The sequence below is a fragment of the Sorangiineae bacterium MSr11954 genome (assembly GCA_037157815.1).
Lineage (GTDB): Bacteria > Myxococcota_A > Polyangia > Polyangiales > Polyangiaceae > Pendulispora > Pendulispora albinea.
In genome coordinates this window covers 11,839,433-11,862,736 of sequence record CP089984.1, presented here as the reverse complement: position 1 = coordinate 11,862,736, position 23,304 = coordinate 11,839,433, and the positions used below count along the sequence as shown (strand labels likewise).

Below are 23,304 nucleotides of genomic sequence, written 5' to 3'. Positions count from 1 at the left end.
ATTTTTACCAAACCATTCATCCGAAAAGAGACTCAATCATGCGACATGGAGATATCTCGTCCAGCCCCGATACCGTCGGTGTCGCGGTCGTCAATTACAAGATGCCCCGGCTCCACACCAAAGCCGAGGTGCTCGCCAACGCCCGGAAGATCGCCGACATGGTCGTGGGCATGAAGACCGGCCTGCCCGGCATGGACCTGGTGATTTTTCCCGAGTACTCGACCCACGGCATCATGTACGACAACCAGGAGATGTACGACACCGCCGTGAACGTGCCCGGCGAGGAGACGGAGCTCTTCTCCGCGGCCTGCAAGAAAGCGCGCACCTGGGGCGTCTTCTCGATCACCGGCGAGCGGCACCCCGAGCACCCGAAGAAGCCGCCGTACAACACCCTGCTCCTCATCAATGATCAGGGCGCGATCGTGCAGAGATACCGCAAGATCCTGCCGTGGTGCCCGATCGAGGGTTGGTACCCCGGCGACACGACCTATGTCACCGAGGGCCCCAAGGGCATGAAGGTCTCGCTGATCATTTGCGATGACGGCAACTACCCCGAAATCTGGCGCGACTGTGCCATGAAGGGCGCCGAGCTGATCGTCCGCTGCCAGGGCTACATGTACCCGGCCAAGGAACAACAAGTGCTCATGTCCAAAGCGATGGCGTGGGCGAACAACTCCTATGTAGCGGTGGCCAACGCCGCCGGGTTCGACGGCGTCTATTCCTATTTTGGCCACTCCGCGATCATCGGCTTCGACGGGCGCACCCTCGGGGAGACCGGTGAAGAGGAGAATGGAATCCAATATGCGCAACTCTCGCTCTCGGCCATCCGCGACGCGCGCAAATACGATCAGTCGCAAAATCACCTCTTCAAGCTGATGCACCGAGGCTACTCCGCGCTGCACGCCGCCGGCGAAGGCGACAAGGGCGTGGCCAATTGCCCCTTCGAGTTCTACCGCGACTGGGTGAACAACCCGGCCAAGGCGCGGGAGAACGTGGAGGCCATCACCCGAAGCTCCGTGGGCGTGGCCAGCTGCCGGGTCGGCGAGCTGCCCATCAAATAGCCTCGACCGCGGGCGTCGGGCGCGCCCTTACCCCATCGTGACCACCGTCGCGCGAAGGCCCTTGTCCCGCGCCGCGTGCTCGACGGCCTCGTTCACCCGGGTGAGCTCGAAGGCCGCCGTTTGGAAGACGTCCAGCGGCACGCGGCCGCTCGCGGCCAGACGCACGAGGTTCGCGGGGGCGCTCGGCGGATGCATGAAGCAACCGCGCACCACCAGATCGCGCAGCATCGCCTCGTTGTAGGGGACCGGGACGTCGGCCTGCACGCCGCCCATCAAGGCCGCCGTCCCGCCGCGACGCAGGCTGCGGATGCAGGCGCGCGTCGCGCTGGGATCGCGGGTCTGCCCGACGAAGTCGAGGACCTGGTGCGGCCCGCCACCCGCCGCGTCCTGGAGCGCGGCGATGTCGCGCGCTTCGTCCCCACCGAGAGCGACCGGAACGACGGCCGCGCCACACGCCGCGCGCAGGTGCTCGAGCGCCTGCGCGTCGCGGCCGACGGCGAGCACTCGGGACGCGCCCATCGCGAGCGCCATGACCACACCGGCGGCGCCGAAGCACCCATTGGCCCCGTTCACCGCCACCACGTGCCCGGCCGCGGTGCCCGCTGCGAGCAGTCCGCCATAGGGGACGAGCAAGGTCCCGAGGACCGAGATCGCGAGCGCGGGGCGATCGTCGAGACCGCGGAGCGGGGTGACGCACCTCGCGGGCCACACCACGCGCTCGGCGAACGTGCCGTGCGGCCACCGACCTTGGAGCGCGGCCGACGTGCCGGTCCACCCGAGCAGCACCCAGGTGTCGCCGTCGGCGCTCGGCAAGTACGACGAGAGCAAGACGCGCTCGCCAGGCGCGATGCCTTCGACGTCGTCCGCGACCTTCTCGACGATGCCGATGCCCCCGGCGCCCGGCGTGAACGGAAACGGAAACGTCATCCTCCCCTGCCGTCCCGCGAAGACCTCCTTCGAATACGAGATGACGCGCGAGGTGAGCATCCTCACGGCGACCCCACCGGACCGGATCCCCGACGTCCACTCCTGCTCCAGCTCGGGATCGGCCTCGTCGACGACCACGAGGGGCTCTCCAAGGCGCTCCAATCGTGCACGCTTCATGTTTCGAACCTCCGCGCGGTACCATGCTGACGACCGCCACGTCGTGCCAGGAGTCGGCCCATCATGGTACTGAAAGTCCCTGCCTCCCAGGCTTCCCAAGTTTCTCGCGCTTCCCAGGTTTCTCGCGCTTCCCCGGCATCGCGCGCGCCGCGTTCTCGAGCTTCTCAGGCGCCGCCGGTTTCGCGGCCGCCGCGCGCGGAGCTCGATCGCGAGGAGGCCCGGCGGGTGGCGCTCGGGGCGTTTCTGCGCGCGCATCGCGAGCGACTCGAGCCCTCGCGGGCGGAGATCGCGGTCAGCCGCCGGCGACGTACGCCGGGCCTGCGCCGGGAGGAGGTCGCGCAGCGCGCCGGGGTCGGCGTGGCGTGGTACACCTGGCTCGAGCAGGGGCGCGACATCCACCCTTCGCGCGAGGCGCTGACCTTCATCGCCGACGCGCTCGAGCTGGACAGCGCCGCGCGCGAGCACCTCTTGACGCTCGCCGGGCAGACGGTCGCCGCGCCGGTGGATCTCGCGGCGGTCCGGGTGCCGCCGTCCCTCCCCCCGATCCTCGCGGCGCTCGAGCCCAACCCGGCTTACATCAACGATCTTCGCTGGAACGTCGTGGCCTGGAACGCCGCCGCCGACAGAGTGTTCGGCTTCGGAGCGCTCCCCGAGGAAGAACGCAACGGGCTCCTGCTCATGTTCACGCGGCCGGGCACCCGTCATCGGATGCGGGACTGGGAGCGCATCGCCACCAGCATGGTGGCGGCCTTCCGGCTGAACATCGGCCCCTACATGGGCGATCCCTCCGTCGAGTCCCTCCTCGCGCGGCTTCGAACGAGCGACGACTTCGTCCGCCTCTGGAAGCGCCAGGACGTGAGCGTCCGCCGCGTCGGGCGCAAGGCCATGCACCATCCGAAGCTCGGGGAGCTGGTGTTCGAGCACCAGGCGTTCCAAGTGATCGACGCCCCCGCGCTGCGGCTCGTCGTCTACACACCCGTAGCTCCCCGGCCCGAGGTTCGTTAGAGAGCCTTCAAAAACTCCAGCAGCGCCGCGTTCACCTCGGCGGGCCGCTCCTGCTGCGTCCAGTGGCCGCAACCGGGCAGATCGATCACGCCCCGTAGATGGGGCAGCCACTTGGGCAGCGCGGCGATCATGTCGGGGCCCCCGAACTTGCGCACGAGATCGCGGTCGCCGGTCACGAAGAGCGCGGGCGCGGTGATGCGCGCGGTCGCCCACGCGGCGGTCAGCTCCCAATTGCGGTCGATGTTGCGGTACCAATTCAGCCCGCCGCTAAAGCCGCTGCGGGCAAACTGCTCCACGAAGGCGGCGATGTCCTCCTCGGTGAGCCAGCTCGGAAGCCGCTCGGGGTGCGGCATCAGGTCCAAGAAGCTGCCGCCCTCGGGGATGATGGGGATCGGCGCGGGGCCGTCGCCGGAGGCGCCGACCAGGACGCGGCGGAAGGTGTCGGGGAGGTCACGGCCGAGCGCCGCCTCGGGGACACCGCGCTGCTGGAAGTAGACCTGGTAGAAACCGGCGCCGAAGCGCTGGGTCATGAAGCCGATCGGTGGTGCGGGGGTCCGCGCCCGATACGGTACGCTCAAACCGACCACCGCCCGCACCCGATCCGGACGCAGGAGCGCCGTGTGCCAGGCCACCGGGGCCCCCCAGTCATGGCCCACGACGACCGCCGTCTGCTCGCCGAGCGCATCGATCAGCGCAACGGCGTCGCCGACGAGGTGCAAGATCGAGTACTGGTCGACGGCCTCGGGCCGATCGGTGCCACCGTAGCCGCGCTGATCCGGCGCCACCACGTGGTAGCCGGCGTCGGCGAGCGCCTGAAACTGGTGACGCCACGAGTACCAGGTCTCCGGCCAGCCGTGCAGCAAGAGCACCAGCGGCCCCTCCCCTTGCTCGGCGATGTGCATGGTGATGCCGTTGACGGAGACCGTGCGATGGGTGACCCGCGGTAGCCGCTCCGAATAACGATTCCAAGGAGAATCAACGGTTCGAGCCTGCTCGGAAAGTGTCATTTCAAGCTCCTCGTGGTGATACGCGTCGCGCAACGCGACGCCGCCGAAGATCACCCTCATGTGCGGCGGGGGTCAACATGGCAAGCGTCGCAGCCGTGCGCCGAGGGCGACGCCGGCCTCGTACCGGACGGTGCGTTAGGGTCGGCGGATGTCGTAACTACGGCAGCCATTCGCGCGCAGCCTCGACGAGCCATGGTCGCGCCCGTCTTCCGTATCGCGCGAAATCGTGCGAAGGCGCGGGCCGCGTGCGAGGGCGCGTGCAACATTCAATTGAAATCGAACTCGATTTATTGAAATCCAATTGAATATGGATTTCAGTTCAAGGAACGCCTTGGGCGCCATGCTGGCAGCCGCGGGCCGTGCTTGTCTCGAGTTGGAAGCACATCAATAAAACATCGGACGTATCCCGACGTCGTAAACGTCACATGCATCCGCACCGAGCGTCACCGGCCGCCGGCGACGCGGCGCCGGAATGAACCATTTCATGTCCACTCCAATCGGACGACTTTTCGTGGCCTTTTCGTCCGAGGAGCGTGCGTCGGCTAACCACGAAACATGTTTCGTGGCTGGCCACGCTGCCCACGTATTCGCTCGTCTACGATTCGCGCTGCACCGACGCCGCGCAGCGTCCACGATTTGGCCGCCACATGGCGTCTACGATCGCATGGCGGCGCAGCTCGCAATGCGCGAGAACCCCGCTCTCCGGGTGGACGTCCCTCGGATCAGGACCCGCGCATATCCACCTTTGCGATCCGTGATCGCCCCGCTCCCTGGGTCGCGCCGGAGCAGCCCTCGCGCAGCGCCGAAATCGAGTGGAAATCGCGCGTGTCACCCAACCTCCAGCCGGTTCGAAATTTCGTCGCGAGTTCGAATTTTCGTGGCCGAAAAGGCCTCATTTTCCGTTAACGGCAGCGAACAACGAAATTGCCGACAGACTGTCTCTAAATCGGCGATCGGTTTTCCCGCGTGTCGTTGACACGACTTCTAGCGACATTAGATCGTTAGTTCAGTTGAGCCATCAGGCGTGCAGCGACCGAATCGCCGTGATGACGGTTGGCTGCTTCGCGATACAAGACTTTGCACTCGCACGAGCCAGAGCGACAGCGGAGCAGAGGGTACCGCACCTTGCCCACTCAACTCCCTGCGAAGAAACGAATCGACGATATCAAGTTAAAAGAAAAGGAGAGGTTCATGCGAAAGTGGATGGTAATGAGCATCGGCACTGTGCTCTTTGCGACGGCAGGTGTCGTCTACGGCGCCTCGGACGACGATTCGGCGGCTGCGGCGCTCCCCAGCAATGCTTCGACGCTTCCCAACAATTTCCCATTCCAGAACGAGCTCGGCAAGGCCACGTCCTTCAGCACCCAAGGCGATATCGAGCGGACCGGCGCCTTCTTCGAGAAGCTCGGCGCGAACAACCGCACCTGCGAGACGTGCCACGTTCCGAGCGACGGCTGGGGGCTCGCTACGCGCACGACGCGCGCGGCCTTTCAAAACACCAACGGCAACGATCCGCTGTTCGAGTTCGACGGTCACAACTGCCCGGAGGACGATCGTTCGACGGTGAGCGCGCGGAGGGCGGCGTCCAGCTTGCTGCTCAACAAGGCGCTGTTTCGCTTCGCCAAGACCCTGCCGGCGGATCGCGAGTTCGACATCATCGCGGCGAACGGCCTGCGGTGCGCCACCAGTGACCTGAACCAGACCTTCTACGTCTACCGTAAAACCCTGCCCACGACGAACTTCCAGAACGCCACCAGCGTTCTATGGGACGGCGCCCAGGGCGAGGGCCAAGTCGGCCTGCGCAAGGTCGCCAACGGCGCGGTCTTCCAGCACTCCGAGAGGACGGGTGCGGACATCTCGGAAGAGCAGAAGGACCAGATCGTCAACCTCGGCAACTCCCTGTCGAGCGCCCAGTCGCTGGACTTCGTCGCCCGGAACCTGGCCGGCCAAGGGGCGGAAGGCGGCGCCATCGCCCTCTCGCAGCTCCCCATCGCGGGGCCCCCGGGCTTCACGATTTACACCTCGTGGGGCAATATCCAGGGCACCGACGACGTCGCGCGCCGGCGGCGGTCCATCGCGCGAGGCCAGAACATCTTCAACACCAAGACGTTTGCGGGAGGGCAGACGTGCACGAGCTGCCACAACTCGCAAAATTTCGGCAACAACGTGAACAACGCGTTCTTCGCGACCGGCATCGCGGCCGAATCGAACCGCACGAGCGATCTCCCGCTGTACACCCTCGCCAACCGGACCACGGGCGCCATCGTGAAGGTGATGGACCCCGGACGTGCCATCGTCACCGGCAAGTGGGCCGACATCGCGAAGTTCAAGCCGCCGATGCTTCGAAGCCTGGCGTCCCGCCCGCCGTACTTCCACAACGGGTCCGCGGCCACGCTCGACGACGTGGTGGCGCACTACAATCGCCGCTTCTACATCAACTTCACGGCCCAGGAAGCGCAAGACCTCGGGAACTTCCTGAAGGCGCTCTGAGAACGAACCGTGAAAAGCAGAGGATGGCGGGTACTGGCATACGCGCCATCCCCCGTAGGACCTACCAAGGGCGCGGGTAAAGCCGCGCCCACTCCGTCTCTCCCAAGTTAAGCAAAAACCCGATCGAGACGGCTCGCGCACCGGTGAGGACCGGGCGCGGGCCGCCTTACGATCGGGCGAAGTCCCATTTCGAGCTGCACACGAAACGAACGAAACACGAGCCGGCGCCGGGAGGACGAAGGATACCGTCCTCCCGGATTCGCATTATTGGCGCGCGATCTTTCGGTCCAAAAAGTCGCTCATCAGGCCGGCGATCTCGTCGCCCTTGTCCTCGAGCGCGAAGTGGCCGCTGTCGATCAAGTGAAGCTCCGCGTCCGGAATGTCGCGCAGGTAGGGGTGTGCGCCCTCGGGCGGGAAGATCTTGTCGTTGCGTCCCCAGACGATCAAGGTCGGCGGGTGCCGGTCCCGGAAGAAGCTCTGGAACTTCGGGTACAGCGCGACGTTCGTCGCATAATCCTTGAACAAATCGAGCTGAATTTCGACGTTGCCCGGGCGGTCGAGCAAGGTCTGGTCGTGCAGCCACGCCTCCGGGTCCACCCGCGACACGTCTTTCACGCCGTCGGTGTACTGGAACTTGGTCGCGGCGAGGGTGGTCCCCGCGCGCAGCGCGTCGCGGTGCTTCTGCGAGCCGTCGGCCCAATAAGCCTTGATGGGCGCCCAGAACTCGCGCAGCCCCTCTTCGTACGCGTTGCCGTTCTGCACGACCAGCGCCGTCACGCGCTCGGGGTGGCGGAGCGCCAGGCGATAGCCGACGGGGGCGCCATAGTCCTGCACGTAGAGCGCGTAGCTCTTGGCGCCGAGCTGGGTGAGCAGCCCGTCGACCAACTCGGCAAACTTGGCGAAGCCATAAGCAAACTGCTTGCGATCCGGCATCGCGCTATAACCGAAGCCCGGGTAGTCCGGCGCGATCACGTGGTAGCGATCGGAGAGCACGGGGATGAGGTTCCGGAACATGTGCGACGAGGTTGGAAACCCGTGCAGCAGCACGACCGTGGGGAGGTCGGCCTTACCGCCCTCGCGATAGAAAATATCGATGCCATCGACCTTCGCGGTGCGGTGATGGGTAATGGGAAATGCGACCTTCGTCTTGGCCGCAGGAGCTGCCGCGGCGGCGGCGATGGTCGGATTCGCGGGCTTGGCGGCGGAGAGCTGAGCTCCCGATGACTCCGTATCGCCGGCCGTGTTCGCAGGCTTGGCGGTGTCTTTGCTGCACCCGGAGAGCGCGCTCAACATGGTGAGCGCAGCGACCGCGGCCAGCGAAGAAAGCGAGCGTTTCATGATCGAACCCCCTGGCCGGCGAGATTGCCGAGCCCAACTTTGTAACCTTTGACGTGCATGTTTTAAAGGTTACGGTCACCCTCGTAACTTGTCAACATCAAGTTCAAAGGTTACACTAACATCCAGGCGCGGTCACACATGTTCCTCTTCCTCGGAAGCCACCCGGCATTGGATTTTCTCAACACGCGATACGCTCCCGATGCGAACGCGGTCGAGTGCATCGGGGACGGCCGCGCCTTCATCGATTGGCTCGTCCAGGTGGGGCTGCTGGAGGCGGCGGGGGCGGCCAAGATGAAGCGGCGCTTTGGCCCGCAAGCGCTGGACGCGGCCTCCGAAGAAGCGCGCAGGGTTCGCGAGTGGGCGCGGGGCTTCATCGCGCGCTGGCGTGAAGCGCCCGCCGCCGACTACGGCCGGGAGGTCGCCCAGCTCAATGGCCTGCTCGCGCGCGGGAGCTCGCGGCGCGAGGTCGTCGTCTCCGAGGGGCGTCTCCGTCTCACGGAGAGCCAACGCGTCGAATCCGTGGACGAGCTGCTCGCCCTGGTGGCCGTGCAAATCGCGTCGCTGATCACGAACGAGGAGCCGGCGCTCATCAAAGACTGCGCCAGCTCGGTCTGTACGCTCTCGTTCCTGGACCGCACCAAGTCGCATCGACGACTGTTCTGCAGCCCCACCGTCTGCGGCAATCGCGCGAAGGTCGCAGCGTTTCGCGAGCGGCAGCGCAAAGACTAAGAAGCTCGATACGCGAAACCCGGGAAGATAGGGATCGCGCGGGAAGACGGAGAAATTCGAAGGCGGGGTACGCGCGGGAAGACGGAGAAATTCGAAGGCGGGGTACCCGCGGAGGGCGGGTTACGCGAGAAGGCGGGGACCCGCGAGAAGGCGGGGACCCGCGAAAAGACCGCGACGACCGCGCAGCGCCTTGGGCGCACCGGTCGTCGGTCGTTCGTCATCCGTCGTCAGTCGTAACGCTCGGAGTGCACGTGATCGCGCGGGATGCGCATATCGTTGCGGAGCAAATCGCGGACCGTGCTGACCATGCGCTTCAACCCGCAGATGTAGGCGTGCGGGGTGCCGAGGCCGAGCCCCGTGAGCTCGTTCCAAAGGGTCGGGACGTGCGTCTGCACATAGCCGCGGGGGCCGCTCCACGTCTCGTCGGCGCGCGAAAGCGTGGGCACGAAGCGAATGTTCGCGTGCTTGCGAGCCAGCTCCGCGAACTCTTCGCGGTAAAAGATATCGCGCTCGTGGCGGACCCCGAAGAGCACCCACATGGGGAGCGTGTGCCCCGTCTCGACGGCCGCCCTCACCATGCTGCGCAAGGGGGTGAGACCGGTGCCCGTGGCCACGAAGAGCGAGGGGCCCGTCTTGTCGAGCGGCCGCGAAAAGAACCCCTGCGGGCCGATGGCGGTCAAGGTCGCGCCGCGCGAGAGCTCGTGCAAATACGTCGATCCCGGCCCGCCATCCACTTTGGTGATGGCCAGCTGGAACGACGGCGACTCCGAAGGATGCGACGCAATGGAGTAGCTGCGCCGGATTTCGCCATCGGGCCTGGGGAGGACCAAGCTGACCCACTGCCCCGCATCGAACGCGAACGCGGAGCCATCTTCTCGCTCGAACGTGAGCTCCCGAACGGAGGGCGAGAGCGTTCGGCTGTCAACGAGGCGGACTTGGAAAGTAGGCGGGAGGGGCATCGGTTTTCCCAAAGAGGACGAGGGGTGTAGCGGCGCGAGTGGGCGCTCGCGGAGCGCGACAGCAGTTTGGTCATCATCCGCTGTCGCGCTCCCGGGCGATAGTTAGTCCGTCGCGATCGACGTCATCATACATCGAAGCGCTGCGACGCGAGCTTCGCGCCCGCCGCGGAGGAAGGCGCGAACTCGGGCTCCGGCTCGGTGTCGCGCCGGCGATGCGTGGCGACGACCATCCCCGCCGTGAGCAGGACGATGTTCTTCAACACGAACTCCCCCTCCGTGGTGAGCAAGAACGGATTGCCATCCCGGAAGGTCACGTCGGGCTGGGTGACGAAGACCAAGAAGGTCCCACAGAGGTGCGCCATCATGGCCGTGACGACCCAGCGGACGTGACGGCCATCGAGGATGAGCCCTGCAGCGAGCACCATTTCGAAGATGCCCAATGCAGGGACGAACCACCGTGGATCCAGGAACGGAACGGTGCGCGCCACCATGGCGGCCACGGGGGTCACCCCCACCAGCTTGAGGGCGCCGAACCAAATGAAGACCATTCCGAGCGAAAAACGGAGCAGCCGTAAACTATTCATTTTGAGTATGCCTCGTGAAGCGAACACCAAAGTCGATTCGAACCAATAAGCGAATCTAAGGTGTCGACAGCTCCATCAAGTCAAACTCGCCACCAGCGAATCGAAGACGCGGTTCACGTCGGCTTCCGTCGTGCGCCAGTTGCAGAACGCCGCGCGCAAGCCCCAGGTCCCCTCGTGAACGGTGGTGGTGATGAAGACGTCGCCGCGATCGCGGTTCGCCTTCATATAAGCGTTGATGCGCTCCTCCGTGGGGTTGTCCGCCAAGGTGAAGCAGACCACGTTGAGCCGCGTCGGTCCCAAGAGCCGGAGGCCGCGCTGCTCGGCGACGCGGTTGCCGAGCTGCTGCGCCGATCGAATGTTGCGCTCGACGATCTCCGCGTGCCCCGCGCGACCGTACGCCGTCAGCGCGAACCACGTGGCCACGGCGCGCAGCCGGCGGGAGTTCTCCGGGGTCAGGTGCACGAAGTCGGGATTGTCCGTGGGCACCCCCAGATAGGCGGAGCTGTTCTGGAAGACCCGCACCTGCAGATCGCGGCGCCGGCTGAATTGCACCGCCGCGTCGTAGGGCACGTTGAGCCACTTGTGCAAATCGATGCAGATGGAGTCCGCGAGGTCGAGCCCCTGGGTCAGGTGCGCGTGGGCGGGCGACAGGGCGGCGAAGGCGCCGAACGCCGCGTCGACGTGCATCCAGAAAGGATAGCGCTCCCTCAGCGCGGCGATGGCGACGAGATCGTCGAAGTCGACGGTGTTGACCGTGCCTGCGCTGGCCGCGACGATGGCCGGCTCGCCGTTCAAGGCGGCGAGCGCCTCCTCCAGGGCCGCGAGGTCGACCGCCTCGCGCCCCGGCGAGGTCGGCACCTTCTTCACGGCCTTGCGGCCGATCCCGAGCACGCCCAGCGTTTTGTAGATGCTCGAGTGGGTCGTTCCGCCCAGCACGGTCACCTGCCCGAGCGCCCCCACGCCCTGCTCGGAGACGCGAACGCCTTTGCGCTCGCCGAGCCACTCCCGGCCAATGGCCAGGCCGACCAAGTTCGACATGGTGGCCCCGCTGACCAGCACACCTTGCTGCGCCGAGGTCAGGCCGAAGAGCTGCCGCAGGTAATCGACCGTCTCGCGTTCGAGATCGGGGGCCGAGCTGTCGATGCCTGCGGTCGGATTTTGGTCATAGGCGCTCGTCAGCCAGTCGCCCGCGATCGAAGCCGGTGTCGCGCCGCCCGTCACGAAGCCGAGGTAGCGAGGCCCCGCGCTGCCCGAAAAACCGGGCGCCCAGCGCGTCGCAAAGGCTTCGAGCGCGCCCTCGAGACCGATCCCCTCCTCCGGGAGACGCGTGGAGGTCACCTTTGGGGGCGCCAGGGCTGCCGGCCTTCGATCGAGACTGGACAGCCCATCGACGGCCAGGCGGCGAGTACGTTCCAGTAGTGCATCGATGTCGGCGAGATCGGAGGCGAGCTTGGGATACATGATTCCTCTCACGAAGTGACGGGCGGAAAGCAAATGGCGTCGCGCAATCGCGCGATCAGGCCGCGGCGCCTTGGCTCAAGACGGTGTCCATGACGGCTTGCGCGCCGGCGTAGTAATCTTTTTCGACCTCGTATCGGATCAAGCAGCCGATGCAGAGCTCGCGGATGATCTTCGGGTTCTTCCGCGCCAGGGGCAGGAGGACCCGCGCCACCAGCTGCTTGCCGTGGTTCGCGTCCACCCCGACGTGCAGATCGTGGTAATACGTGTGCTCCTTGGGCACGTTGTGCCGGCGCATGCCTTTGAGCATCTTGGTGAAGCGGTAGGGCACGGTCTGCTCGAGCAACGTCAGCACGCCCAGCAGGCGCCCCACGTGCTGGCGGCGGGCCGCGTACATCAGCAAGAGGTTGCCGTTCTTGACCGCGGCAGCCGGCATATGCGCCGCCACGTCCAGGCCATTGAGCTGCTCGTAGAAGTACGGTGCCGAGCGCCCGAAGATGCGCGTGTGCATCTCCTCGAGCTCGCCCAGCCCCATCTCGTCCCAGAAGTTCTCGGCCAGCGCGAGCTTCATGTCCCCGCTCATCCCGAGCTGGGAGAGGGCGATGATGTCGTCGAAGCGGCCGTCCACGTGCGCCTCCAGGGCGACGAAGAACGCCAATTGCGCCGGCGACGAGCGGTCGGCCAAGAACTCGAAGAAGGGCGCCACTTCGCGGCGGTGCTTTTGACGGAGCGCGATGTACCACTGATCGAAGCCATCGGCGTCGGTGGGGAGGCCGGTCAGGTCGATGCGCGACTCCTCGTAGGCGTTCCACTGTTCTTCCAGCTGCAGAATGCGGATTTGCTCGTCCGCCAAGGGGACCACGTGGAACTCCTCCGGCGGAGCGAGCGCCCTCAAGTGGAACGAGTTGATCTCCATCTGCCCTTCGAGGGTATTGCAGCGCAACGTGTCCGTATTCGTGTTCGTCAGTGTGCTCATGGTAGTCGTCCCGGGTAACGTCGTTGATGGTTCATCGTTCATGAGCTTCCAAGTGGCGCCTTGGAAATACTCGAGTCGCCGCCGCCTCGCGTGATGTGCGGGCTAGCCGTGCGCATTCTGAGAGATTGGAAGAGTCGAACGATCCAGCGGCGCGTCTCGGCCGGGCTGCTGGTCCCGACGATACCGGCCAGCGGGGCTTCGTGGGCGGAGTACGTGATATTGGTCGGGAGCGGTTTCCCGATGGAGAGCTCGTGCCAGGTGACCGCGGAGCTGCTCCCGCGGAACGAGCCGGCGCCGTCGAACCCCATGAACAGGTGCCCGCCCAGGTGGTGCCCGGGAAACGCGAACCATCCGAACCACCGCCGGTCCTTGGGCGGCGCAGGGAGCGTACCCTCCACCGTGTCCTGGAGCAGAATTCGCAGTTCTTGCGAGGGGAGGTGGATACCGGTCGCCATCTCGAACGTCGGCACCACGTCGGCGCCGCCCACCCGATTGCCGACCTCGAGGAACACCCTCTCGCCTTGGCGATCGACGATGGCCTCCAGGTGGAAGCTGCCGTTGTGGATGTCGACGGCGTCCAGCGCGCGGGCGACCCACGCTTCCATCTCCTCGGACAGCTCGATCTGGTAGGACCCAATCGGAAGGCCGCGCGCGTACTCCAGGCACGTGCCGATGTATTCACTGGCGGTCAACGTAAGTATCTTTCCCTGCTCCACCAGACCATCGAAGTGCAAAATCGGTCCGTCGATGAACTCTTCGACCTCGAAGAGGGAGAGATCTGCGCCATCCCGATCCAGCTCGGCGACGCCCGTGCGCTTGCCGGCGATCGCGGCGTGGACCTTCGAGGGATCGTCGAACACCACCACGTCGACGCTCGACGCGCCGCTGTGCGGCTTCAGCACCGTCGAGCCGGACCACGGCGCCTTGCCGTCTTGGCGGATAAGCTCCGACAAGGGCAAAAACCGCGGTACGCGCAGCCCGGAGCGCGCGACGGCGCCCTTCATGAGCACCTTGTCGCGGGCCAGCATGACCTGACCCACGGGGGCGCCTTCGACCCCCAACCACTCGCGCAAGCGCGCGGCGTCGAGCAGCTCGTACTCGGACATGGAGATGACCCGGTCGAAATCCTGCGGATGCTCGGTCAGCCAGGCGCGGGCTTCTTCCAGCGCGGAGAGCTTTCCCGGGCGCTCGACCGCGGTGCAGCGAAGATCGGGCGGCAGGCTGGCGATGATTTCGCGCTTACCGAAGTAAGTCACGTCGTGCAACGTGTGATCGATACCGCGGTGGTACTCGATACGAGGATACGGTACGCGATGAAGGATGAGGATGTTCATGGGTCTACTTGTTGGGTTCAGCGACGTAGATGAAGAAGCGCGCGCTCACATCGAGGCAGCTTGCTCGACGCGTGCGTAGCTATTGTCCAGCGCGACCAGCCACTTCTCTCGCAAGGTCGCCACCACGTCGCGGATGTCAATCCGCGTCGAATTCAAGACGATGCATGCCTGCGCCGCGAAGTCGGCATTGTCGCGGGGGACGCCGTGCAGCTGCCGCCGTTTCGTCGACAGCCAGGCGAACTCTTTGATGCTCAGCTCCCCCGATTTCAGGCCGTAGTAATCGGCGGTGGCCGCCACGGCGTCTTCGAAGGGCTTCGCGCCCGCCGCGAGATCGTCGGTCGAGAAGACCCGATCGCTCTGGATCCCCAGCATCACGGTGGCGGCCGAGCAGAGGGGCTCGGGCAAGGTGAGGGGCGGCGTCGCGCCGAAGGCCGAGTCGATCCAGCGGTGATAGAAGTCGATGCCGTAGACCCAGCGCGCCAGCGACCAAATCTTCATGCCACCCGGCCGCCGATTCGGCTCGACGACCGCCGCGCGCGTGCCGTCGTCGCTCAACTTGATCTCGTTGTGGAAGGGGCCGTCGCACTGGCCGACGAGCCAGTTGACCTGCTTGCCCGCGCGCTGGATGGTGGTGCGCTCCTTCTCGGTGAGCCTCGCCGGGAGCACCTGCGCCACCTCGACCGGATAACGGCCCGTCGCGCTGATCTTCTCGGTGATGAAGAACGATTGGCCGAGGCCGTCGAAGGAGTACTCGCGGCGATACGGGATGATCTGCTCGCAGATGACGCCGCCGGCGAGGTAGGGCGAGACCTCCGCGAAGGCCGCCCGGCGATCGCCGCCCGCGCGCACCAGCACCACGCCGCGGTTGTTCCCTTCCTTCATCGGCTTGATGACGAAGCCATTGGGGTGCTTCGCGGCGAAGGCGTGGAGGTCATCCATCGAGGTGACTTTGGTGAAGTCGGGGACCATCAGGCGCTGGGCCTCGAGCAGCGCGCGGTAGCGCGCCTCGCTGAGGCGATACTGGTATTTGCAGAACGCGCCGGCCGCGAGCTCCGCCGAGTCGACCGGCAAGCCCAGGCGCTCGAGGAGCGCGGCGCCGCTCTCCACGGCGTTGTCCGAGAAGACGATTCCTGCTTTGAAGTCGCCACGCCGCCCGCCGAGCAGCTTCGCTCCGACCTCCGCGAAATCGCTCCGCAGAGGATCGAGATCGATCACCTCGTCGCAGATCTCCGCGTCGATCGCCGTTGGATTCGCGCGGATCAGCGCCGTCCCAGCACCATAGCGATCGCGCGCGTAGTTGCGCATGTGAATGACGTCATCGATGCGGCTCAGGTTGTAATCGACGATAAGCAGCAACCCTGATGTTGACGACATAACAAGCCCTCCGGCTCATACAAATTTGACTTCGCCGCAATGGATGGAGTGCCGGCGCGCACTCAAACGTCGTAGTGGATCTCGATGGCCTCTTCCGAGGTTCGCAACAACCGAGGCAGCCGTTCCGCGCGTTCTGCCAGCGGCAGCTTCCACAGGAGCTGCCCGAGGAAGACCTCGCGCGACGTGGAGTCGATCGTGTCGCCGGCCTTGAGCAGGATGTGCGAGACGACGGGCTTGTCGGGCTGTTCGCGAAGGGCGATCTGCTTGATCGTGCCCTGTTCGGCGAAGTACACGCGGAAGAACGTGGCGTCCGATACGGAGGACGAGCCGTCGTCCGTGAACGAGATGCTCTTCAATCGCGCGCGGAGCTCGCTCCGCGCCGCCGCGTCGTCCTTCGCGTACGCGAGGAGCGTGTCGAGCCATAGCTCCAGCATGCCGTGCGTGCCGGTCATCGCCTTCACGCTGTGCGAAATCAGGCTCCCGCCGACGCGCGGGTTGACCTCGATGAGATCCCACCGCGACTCGTGGTGGCGAGCCTCGATGTGGAAGCACCCCCAGCGCGCATCGAGGTGCGACAGCACCGCTCGAACCCAGCGCATGCCGTCGGCGCACTCCTGCGGGCTCGCGCTGATGGGCGGGCTCGTGCAGCAATTTTCGAGCACGGTCCCGCCGACCTCCGTGAGCTCGCATTTCTCGTGGATGGCGACGACGTGCGCGTCTCCGTCCGTGACGATGACCTCGAAGCTGAACTCGCGCCCGGGCAAGTAGTCTTCCGCGAGGAAGGACAGGCCTTCGCCGAAGGCCGATGCGTAGACTGTGTCACGCGCGGCGTCCTTCACGATTTGCTCGAGCTCCGACCACTGGGTCTCCGGTCGCAACGGAAACGCGCCGTACGAGGCGATGCCGCTCACGGGCTTGACGAAATAACGGCGCTCACTCTGCTTGAGGGTCTCCAGGGATTCCCGGGTGAGCGCCGTGGCGCGGACGTGGGACAAGCTCGCGTCGGCCAGGCGGTTGCGCAACGCGAGCTTGTTCCGGAGCGCATGAATCAGAGGCTCTCCGAGGTCGGGAACACCGAGCAGCGAATTGGCGAGCGCCATCAAGTGGCGATAGCCCTCCCAGACGGTCATGCAGCAGAGAACCCGTTCACCGCTCTGCTGCAGGCTGACCAGGCACGATTCGAGATCTTCGCGAGTCAGTACGTGCGATTCGGTCGACTGGAGCCGGTCCACCTTCTCGCGTAGATCTTGCAATCGTTTCGGCTGATGCTCCGGTACAGGCAATGAAGACAGTACGAAGACTTTGAGTTGACGTGCGCGGAGAGCCTCGATGAGGTCCTCCAAGAAGGAAAACCCCACGTGGCTGAGTAGAAGAACTCCACCTTCGACGTTCATTGCCTATTCCCTCGACTCAGGCTGCTTTCTTTTCGGACTTGGCGAGCGTCGCCTCGTAGAGCTCCTTGAAGTACAGGGCCAGGATCGTCTGGTGCTCCTGCAGATACTTCTTGGTCGCCTGGACGTCGTTGTCGTCCTTGATCAGGAAGCGGAGAGCGGCCCACACCTCGCCGGGGTGGTCGTCGTTGATGTCGGTGTGCGAGTGGTTGATCTGCCCGGCGATGTTCTTCTCGCCGACCGACTCCTTGAGGGCCGTGAGCTTCCTGGGCTCCAGCTTGACGTTGACGTACTCGACCAAGTACGAGTACGCGACGACGCCGAGGGGACCCTCGTGGTCGAGGAGGTACGAGAAGAAGCCGGTGAGCAGCTTGGTCGAGAGGTAGGGCTCGGTGGCCAAGAACTGCTCGCGGCTCACGCCGGCCTGCGCGAGGTCGGTGATGAACAGCTCGTCGTGCAGCATCTCCTCGCGCTCGTAGTTCGCCCAGATCTGCGCGGCCTCGGGGCTGCGCTTCGCGATCTCGCCGAGCGCCTTCGACTCGGACACGCGGAGGAGGCGGATGCGCCATGCGGTCTCGATGAGGTGGCGCTTGTAGTATTCGGAGTTGACGTTCTTGCCCTCGAGGTGGGCAGCCGCGGGAACGCTCTGGTACCACTCGTCGATTTGCTTATCGATCTGTTGGTCCACCTCGGCGCGCAATTTCAGAGAGGCCGCCGCGCTCAGAAAAGGCGTACGGTTCCCGAGACCAGCGTTGGTTACACGATTCTTCATGGATAGCTCCGTGAGTTCAATGTCTTGAATGAGAATGAACGGCCATACTGTTCGGTACACTGCTCCGATTGACGTGTGCGCTGTCGTGCGCCGCGTTCAATCGACGCGAACGGTCGCGGGACCAAGTAGACGGCATTGACAAGCCAGGCGGTGCTTGCCGTCTGCGCGACCTAAATCTTCGAGAAAATCGAGCTCCTCGTCCCCCGCTTCTCCCAATACATCGAGGCCTTCCAAAACTTCGACGATGCAAGCGCCACAGGCGCCCGAGCGGCAGCCGAAAGGGATGTACCTCTCCGGCGTTTCGTATTCGATGTCCGTCAGCGGTGAACCGGACGGCAGCAGAATGTCGACACCTTGCGGGAGCAAGGTCAATCTATGCAATACCATCGGTTTAAGGGTTCTTGCGGTGGTTCGGTAAAGTTACTACTACCCGGCAATTCAGTAAATAGGGATTCAATCGATGCCGGTCGTTATGTGTTAGTCGGCGATTGGTTCGCCTGCAGAAATGCGGGCGGCGCGGTCTTGCAGGCCGCGAGCCATCGATGAATTACAATCGAATACGCTTTCATCGGTGGTCATGAGTGAGATGTGGACTTTCCTATGTTCGAAATTTCGAAATTAGCGATCGGCTACCACGCGTTCGAGCCGCTGAATGAGAATCAGCCGTCGTATTTGAATTGCGGGTCTTCGGTTACATCGACGACACGACTCGCTCGCCGTTCACTTCGCCCGTGCTCGCGCTGCCGTCGCCGTCCCCGTATTCGTCTTGGTTGTCGTATCGGCGGACACGAGCTCGTCCACGAACGATTCGATCCCGGGCACCCAGCTGGACGGCGCGAGTGCCACCTGCTCGGTCGCCTCGAAGAAACGTCGGGGATCTTGTCGCGCGCCGCGGTGCCGATGTTCTTTCGGGCACGCTCGGCCAGATCTCGGTAGCCCTGCGTGTCGCCTGGGCCGGATCATCGGTCGGATTGTCGAAGTCCCTGCGTCGTCTCGGCTTGCAGGATATCGAATTTTCGATAGCCTGCAGCTCTTTCAGCGAAATTTGAATTAAATATTCTTGCAGACCGTATTTGCGAAATTCGAAGTATGATCTCCGCGATCATCGATTTTTCGATGTCCTAACCGAACACCGTTCGCGGAGAGCGTGCGACTTTCGGTCATAAAGAATTCCTTGACTGTTCGAAAGCAAGTCGAGTAGCGGTTACAGATCGGCCAACACCCCGCACTCGTCCTCAGATTCAGATGGGGACGGGGCAGCCCGCAAGTCATCGAAGATAAGCGGCGCCTGCACGTCGCTACACATGCTTGGTGCTGACTGCGGAATCCTCTGCGGGGTGACAACATTTCGAAGGCCCGCGCGATTCCTTGGTCGACGCCGTTCGTTTGATTTTTTCGTTCATGGGCGTCTGCGGTGTAAGCTGTTGGTCGGCGCTGCACGGCTACGTGTGGGACCAGTGGTCGAAAACGACCAGACCGCGACTGCATCTCCTCGTTCGGTGAGCGGAAAACTTAGCTTCGACCGAAGCTCTGTCAACGAGGCGGGAGTTATCCGAGAACCGATTTAGAGACTGTCTGTCGAGGAGTTGTACGTCGGGACTGTCGCGTGTCCCGAATGAGCGCAGCGAGCTCGCGAACGGATAAGCCTTCGGCGACTGCGCGTTGCACGAGGATCCATCGCGTGTGCCGGCTGGTAACTTCAGAGACCAATTCCAGATGTGACCAGGTGACGGGCAGCCCATTGGGCCGACGTAGGCTTAGCATGGCCTCGAGCTCGTCGCGTGTGAAGGTCGTGCAAACACGCGCACAACGCCGCAGAGCGGTCGAATGAACATCCAGTGCATTCGACAGGCGATCGAGCCCGGTCGTGCCCTTTGCGCATCCCCGGTCGTAGCGTGTGTTGGCCACGAGCTGGCCCAACTCGTAGCGCGCGCGAATGTTGTCGATGGCGACCTTCGCAAATCGATCGACGAGGTGCGCGGCCATCGCCTCGAGCGGGATCGCCGTACCGTCCGATCCAGCGTGCTCGTCCGCGATTGTGGACATCTTGTCCACACCAGTTTGGCGCTGTTTGTCGGGTCCCCCGCTTGCGATTCTGTCAGGGTTGCGAGAATTATCCGCAACGATAGACACGTTGTTCATTCTTCCGTAAGCTCCCTCCGTAAGACGAGTCGCCCCGTGTGCGGTGCGCGATTCGAGATTGCCCGGATTCGCGCGGGCGAGTGTCATTCCCCACCAGGGCCTTCATGCGTGACACCCACCTCGGCATCAGGATGATGCACCTCATCGTTCTGGATGTCGACTAAAATCTTCTTGCAGACGCACGTTACCGTGTGTAACCCGATACCGCGCGTAGCCCCTTTGGACGACGAGCAGCATCGAGGAGGGGCAAGACGGTGCGGGTGTTATTTCTTCCCTTTGGGATTTCCAAAGAGGGATTTCATTCCCACACGAACGGTCTCGAGTATTTCAGCCGAAAGCTTCTTGTCGTTGACGGCGCGTGCCAACGTCAAGGAACCGACGAGAGCGCTCCAAATCAGAATCGCGTGGGCTCGTTTGCTGGGGGCATCGCCGTTGGCGAGCATGGCCGAGAGCGACTGAATGTTGCGCTTCACTTGGCGCGTGAAAACTGCCCGGGTCCGCGCACCACTGCGGGCTACATCGCCCGCGAGCGCCGCAACTGCGCACCCCTGTGCGGGTGAGTCACGATGGGTCTCGTTGAGGTACGCATCGATCAACGTGGTGAACGTCACGTTGTCCGCGGACAGCTCCTCGAGCCCCCCCTGCGTCTCCCCGTCCGTCAGCGCGTAGGCGATGGCTTCGGCCACGAGATCCTCGCGGGACGCGAAGTGGCGATAGAAACCGCCGTGGGTCAGCCCCGCTTCCTTCATCAGGTCGGCGACGCTGAGCCCTTCGATCCCCTTCTCTCGAAAACGGGCCGCAGCAATCCGAAGGATACGATCGTGGTTCTCTGCCTTCTCGGCTTGCGAATGGCCCATCTGGATGTCGAACATCATACAGAAGCGACCCGAGAATGTCACGTCCCGCAGCGAGGCACGCCATTGGCCATATTCAGCCGACAACACGGCCGTGAGGATTTTAGTCGACATCCAGGAAGATGTCGACTATCATCCTTACTATTGAGGGATTGGTGCGACTTGGACGAGCAAACGGGGACGGCAAGAGGAGCTACGACATGAGCGTTACGAACGACAAAGTCGCGCTGGTGACCGGAGTTGGCCCAGGAACGGGCGCATCCATCGTGCGGCGGCTGGCAAAAGGCGGCTACCAGGTCGCCATGCTGTCGCGCACGAAAGATCGACTTCTTCAGCTCGAAAGAGAGATTCCCCGCACGCACGCGTTCGTGACCGACGTGACCGACGAGGCGCAAATCGACGCGACCTTGGAGCAAATCCGGAGCAAGTGGGGGCACCCCCACCTGGTGGTGCACAACGCCGTTAGCTTCGTATTCGGCACCTTTCTGGAAATCGATCCAGCAGCCGTGAATCGGAACTTCCAGACGAACGTCATGGCGCTCCTTCATCTGGCGCGGCGGACGGCGCCCCCCATGGTCGAGGCCGGGGGTGGCGCCATCATCGTGACCGGCAACACGTCATCTTTGCGCGGGAAAAGCACGTACGCGGGCTTTGCGCCCACCAAGGCGGCGCAGCGCATTTTGGCCGAGTCGATCGCGCGCGATCTGTGGCCCAAAGGCGTCCACGTGGCGCACGTGTTGATCGACGCGGTCATCGACCTCGAGTGGACGCGCGCGGTGCATCCGACGGCGGCGGACGAGTTCTTCATTCAACCAGACGACATTGCCGAGGAAGTTTGGCACGTTGCGCATCAACCTCGGGGGTCGTGGTCGTTCAATGTGGAGATTCGGCCCTCCGGCGAGCACTGGTGAGGGGGGCGGTCGGTCGGCCGTGACCGGCGGCTAGGATCACGTATTTGGTCCGCGATGCGGCCCATTTCGGGACGTGGTCGCGATGGCGCAGGACACGGGGCGACGGCGCGTCCTGGCGGTTATCGCTCCTTCGGGGCGGCCCATTTCGAGACGTGGTCGCGATGGCGCAGGACGCGGGGCGACCGCGCCTCCTGGCGGTTCATCGCTCCTTCGGGGCGGCCCATTTCGAGATGTGGTCGCGATGGCGCAGGACACGGGGCGACCGCGCCTCCTGGCGGTTATCGCTTCTTCGGGCGGCCCATTTCGAGACATGGTCGCGATGGCGCAGGACACGGGGCGACCGCGCCTCCTGGCGGTTATCGCTTCTTCGGGTGGCCCATTTCGAGACGTGGTCGCGATGGCGCAGGACACGGGGCGACCGCGCCTCCTGGCGGTTATCGCTTCTTCGGGCGGCCCATTTCGAGACATGGTCGCGATGGCGCAGGACACGGGGCGACCGCGCCTCCTGGCGGTTATCGCTTCTTCGGGTGGCCCATTTCGAGACGTGGTCGCGATGGCGCAGGACACGGGGCGACCACCCCTTCTGGCGGTTATTGCTCCTTCGGGGCGGCCCATTTCGAGACGTGGTCGCGATGGCGCAGGACACGGGGCGACCGCGCCTCCCGGCGTCCCGACGGATCATCGCTTCTTCGAGGAGTCGCCGGCGGGAGAAACCGTAGGGGCGCGGGGGCTGCCACGCGGTTCGTTCGTTCGAGGGGGTTGTAACCTCGTTACAGGGATTGTTGCAGTTTGGTTACTTGATATTGATGTCGATGCTCATCGTTTTGCCGTTTCGTTGGATGAGCGCCGTCCAATGATCGGCGGTGCGGAGGCGGGCGAATGCCTCGAGCGCCCTTTCCGGGACGCCGATTTCGAGGCCGTTGATCTGGGAGATGCGGTCGCCGTTCTCGAAGCCCAATTGCCCCAGTAGCGTGTCCTTTCCAATGCCGAACACGTCGATGCCGAGCGTTTTGCCGTTTTGCTCGAAGGGTATGACGCGGCGCGGCAGCAAGGTCGCGTGCTTTTCGAAGATGAGCTCCACGACGCTGCGGTCGATATCGAACTCCGTGGGGCCGATGCGCTTGATCCCTTTGGCGATCCGCGGATCGAGGGGGCGCACGCCCGACACCGATGGCGCGGAGGCGAATGTTGGGGCAGGCGCGTTCGGCGCGGCTGCAGCGAAGAGCTGGATCTGACAAAGAGAGCCGCGTTGTGCGAGCCAGACACGGTCCGCCCCGACGAAGGCGACGGTCTTGCCGTTGAAATCGCCCCCGCGGTGTCGCAAAAGGGATGGTTCGTGATCGGCCCCGGCGTGAAGCACCGCAAAGGACCAATCCGGCTCGGAGGACGCGACGAGGATCGGCGCCTTCACGTCGCCTTCGCAAGGCGGTGCCGTCTCGGGGTCCGTGAAGACGGCTTCCTGCACGAGCGCGTCGGGCTCGGGGCGGCGATCGAGAGGGCCCGTCTCCGAATCGAAGGGGTTGCGCGCAAGAATCGCATCGGCGCTCGTGGCGTGGGGTTCGCGCGACCGCTCCGCTCGAGCATGGCCGCGGGATAACGCCGCGAGCGGGACATGCGACAGCGCATCGGCGCGGTTTGCAAGCCCGATGGCGATGATCGCCCGAATCCCCCGCGCGCCGAAGAGCGCCGCGAGCGCGGTGAGCGCGCCGATCAGGAGCCAAAAATGCCGATTCAGGAGCCGGCCGATATCCATGTTTTGGAGGTCGAGCAAATCTTCGGCCAGCCCCCATCCCAAGTCGATTGAGGATTTTCGGT

The 23,304-nt window shown here is 64.4% G+C and carries 20 protein-coding genes; 5 read left to right on the top strand and 15 right to left on the bottom strand.

Annotation, left to right across the window (positions count from 1 at the left end):
- Window positions 1-38: 38 nt before the first annotated feature.
- Window positions 39-1,061: an aliphatic amidase gene (locus LZC94_46770; GenBank protein WXB15313.1), complete on the top strand. Its 1,023-nt coding sequence runs from the start codon at window positions 39-41 to the stop codon at window positions 1,059-1,061.
- A gap of 27 nt (window positions 1,062-1,088) precedes the next feature.
- On the opposite strand, the gene LZC94_46765 is transcribed toward LZC94_46770, so the two are convergent.
- Window positions 1,089-2,165, bottom strand: a complete 1,077-nt coding sequence (locus LZC94_46765; GenBank protein WXB15312.1) for a medium chain dehydrogenase/reductase family protein — start codon at window positions 2,163-2,165, stop codon at window positions 1,089-1,091.
- Window positions 2,166-2,390: 225 nt separating this feature from the next.
- On the opposite strand from LZC94_46765, the gene LZC94_46760 reads away from it, so the two are divergent.
- A complete protein-coding gene (locus LZC94_46760; protein WXB15311.1) occupies window positions 2,391-3,170 on the top strand; it encodes a helix-turn-helix transcriptional regulator in 780 nt (259 codons plus the stop codon).
- Here the strand turns inward: LZC94_46760 and LZC94_46755 are convergent.
- A complete protein-coding gene (locus LZC94_46755; GenBank protein WXB20328.1) occupies window positions 3,167-4,072 on the bottom strand; it encodes an alpha/beta hydrolase in 906 nt (301 codons plus the stop codon). The two genes, LZC94_46760 and LZC94_46755, sit on opposite strands and share 4 nt — an antisense overlap.
- Before the next feature lie 1,314 nt (window positions 4,073-5,386).
- Between LZC94_46755 and LZC94_46750 the strand changes: the two genes are divergently transcribed.
- On the top strand, window positions 5,387-6,667 hold the full coding sequence (locus LZC94_46750; GenBank protein ID WXB15310.1) for a hypothetical protein: 1,281 nt from the start codon (window positions 5,387-5,389) through the stop codon (window positions 6,665-6,667).
- 264 nt (window positions 6,668-6,931) lie between these two features.
- Here LZC94_46750 and LZC94_46745 read toward each other — a convergent pair whose 3' ends face one another.
- Complete coding sequence (locus tag LZC94_46745; protein ID WXB15309.1) at window positions 6,932-8,005, bottom strand: alpha/beta hydrolase; 1,074 nt, start codon at window positions 8,003-8,005, stop codon at window positions 6,932-6,934.
- 138 nt (window positions 8,006-8,143) lie between these two features.
- Here LZC94_46745 and LZC94_46740 point away from each other — a divergent pair, with 138 nt between their 5' ends.
- Window positions 8,144-8,734, top strand: coding sequence for a CGNR zinc finger domain-containing protein (locus LZC94_46740; protein WXB15308.1), 591 nt, complete (start codon window positions 8,144-8,146; stop codon window positions 8,732-8,734).
- A gap of 227 nt (window positions 8,735-8,961) precedes the next feature.
- Here the strand turns inward: LZC94_46740 and LZC94_46735 are convergent, their stop codons facing one another.
- From LZC94_46735 to LZC94_46685, 11 genes are all read right to left on the bottom strand, one after another.
- Complete coding sequence (locus LZC94_46735) at window positions 8,962-9,693, bottom strand: FAD-dependent oxidoreductase (protein WXB15307.1); 732 nt, start codon at window positions 9,691-9,693, stop codon at window positions 8,962-8,964.
- Between the two features lie 125 nt (window positions 9,694-9,818).
- On the bottom strand, window positions 9,819-10,277 hold the full coding sequence (locus LZC94_46730) for a hypothetical protein (GenBank protein WXB15306.1): 459 nt from the start codon (window positions 10,275-10,277) through the stop codon (window positions 9,819-9,821).
- A 75-nt stretch (window positions 10,278-10,352) separates the two neighbouring features.
- On the bottom strand, window positions 10,353-11,738 hold the full coding sequence (locus LZC94_46725; protein ID WXB15305.1) for a pyridoxal-dependent decarboxylase: 1,386 nt from the start codon (window positions 11,736-11,738) through the stop codon (window positions 10,353-10,355).
- Between the two features lie 55 nt (window positions 11,739-11,793).
- Entirely contained in the window at window positions 11,794-12,711 is a 918-nt protein-coding gene (locus LZC94_46720) for an iron-containing redox enzyme family protein (protein ID WXB15304.1), read from the bottom strand.
- Window positions 12,712-12,749: 38 nt separating this feature from the next.
- Window positions 12,750-14,045: an ATP-grasp domain-containing protein gene (locus tag LZC94_46715; protein WXB15303.1), complete on the bottom strand. Its 1,296-nt coding sequence runs from the start codon at window positions 14,043-14,045 to the stop codon at window positions 12,750-12,752.
- A gap of 45 nt (window positions 14,046-14,090) precedes the next feature.
- Entirely contained in the window at window positions 14,091-15,419 is a 1,329-nt protein-coding gene (locus LZC94_46710; protein ID WXB15302.1) for an ATP-grasp domain-containing protein, read from the bottom strand.
- A 62-nt stretch (window positions 15,420-15,481) separates the two neighbouring features.
- The gene (locus tag LZC94_46705) at window positions 15,482-16,549 is read right to left on the bottom strand and encodes an ATP-grasp domain-containing protein (protein ID WXB15301.1); all 1,068 of its coding nucleotides are present in this window, start codon (window positions 16,547-16,549) and stop codon (window positions 15,482-15,484) included.
- Window positions 16,550-16,829: 280 nt separating this feature from the next.
- On the bottom strand, window positions 16,830-17,582 hold the full coding sequence (locus LZC94_46700; protein WXB15300.1) for a hypothetical protein: 753 nt from the start codon (window positions 17,580-17,582) through the stop codon (window positions 16,830-16,832).
- Between the two features lie 96 nt (window positions 17,583-17,678).
- Window positions 17,679-17,969, bottom strand: coding sequence for a 2Fe-2S iron-sulfur cluster-binding protein (locus LZC94_46695; protein WXB15299.1), 291 nt, complete (start codon window positions 17,967-17,969; stop codon window positions 17,679-17,681).
- Between the two features lie 1,161 nt (window positions 17,970-19,130).
- Window positions 19,131-19,724, bottom strand: a complete 594-nt coding sequence (locus LZC94_46690) for a hypothetical protein (GenBank protein WXB15298.1) — start codon at window positions 19,722-19,724, stop codon at window positions 19,131-19,133.
- Window positions 19,725-19,987: 263 nt separating this feature from the next.
- The gene (locus LZC94_46685) at window positions 19,988-20,692 is read right to left on the bottom strand and encodes a TetR/AcrR family transcriptional regulator (protein ID WXB15297.1); all 705 of its coding nucleotides are present in this window, start codon (window positions 20,690-20,692) and stop codon (window positions 19,988-19,990) included.
- Between the two features lie 86 nt (window positions 20,693-20,778).
- On the opposite strand from LZC94_46685, the gene LZC94_46680 reads away from it, so the two are divergent.
- Window positions 20,779-21,489 carry an SDR family NAD(P)-dependent oxidoreductase gene (locus LZC94_46680; GenBank protein WXB15296.1) on the top strand — a complete coding sequence of 237 codons (711 nt, stop codon included), beginning with the start codon at window positions 20,779-20,781 and terminating at the stop codon, window positions 21,487-21,489.
- 793 nt (window positions 21,490-22,282) lie between these two features.
- On the opposite strand, the gene LZC94_46675 is transcribed toward LZC94_46680, so the two are convergent.
- Window positions 22,283-23,242, bottom strand: coding sequence for a general secretion pathway protein GspC (locus tag LZC94_46675; GenBank protein WXB15295.1), 960 nt, complete (start codon window positions 23,240-23,242; stop codon window positions 22,283-22,285).
- Window positions 23,243-23,304: the final 62 nt, after the last annotated feature.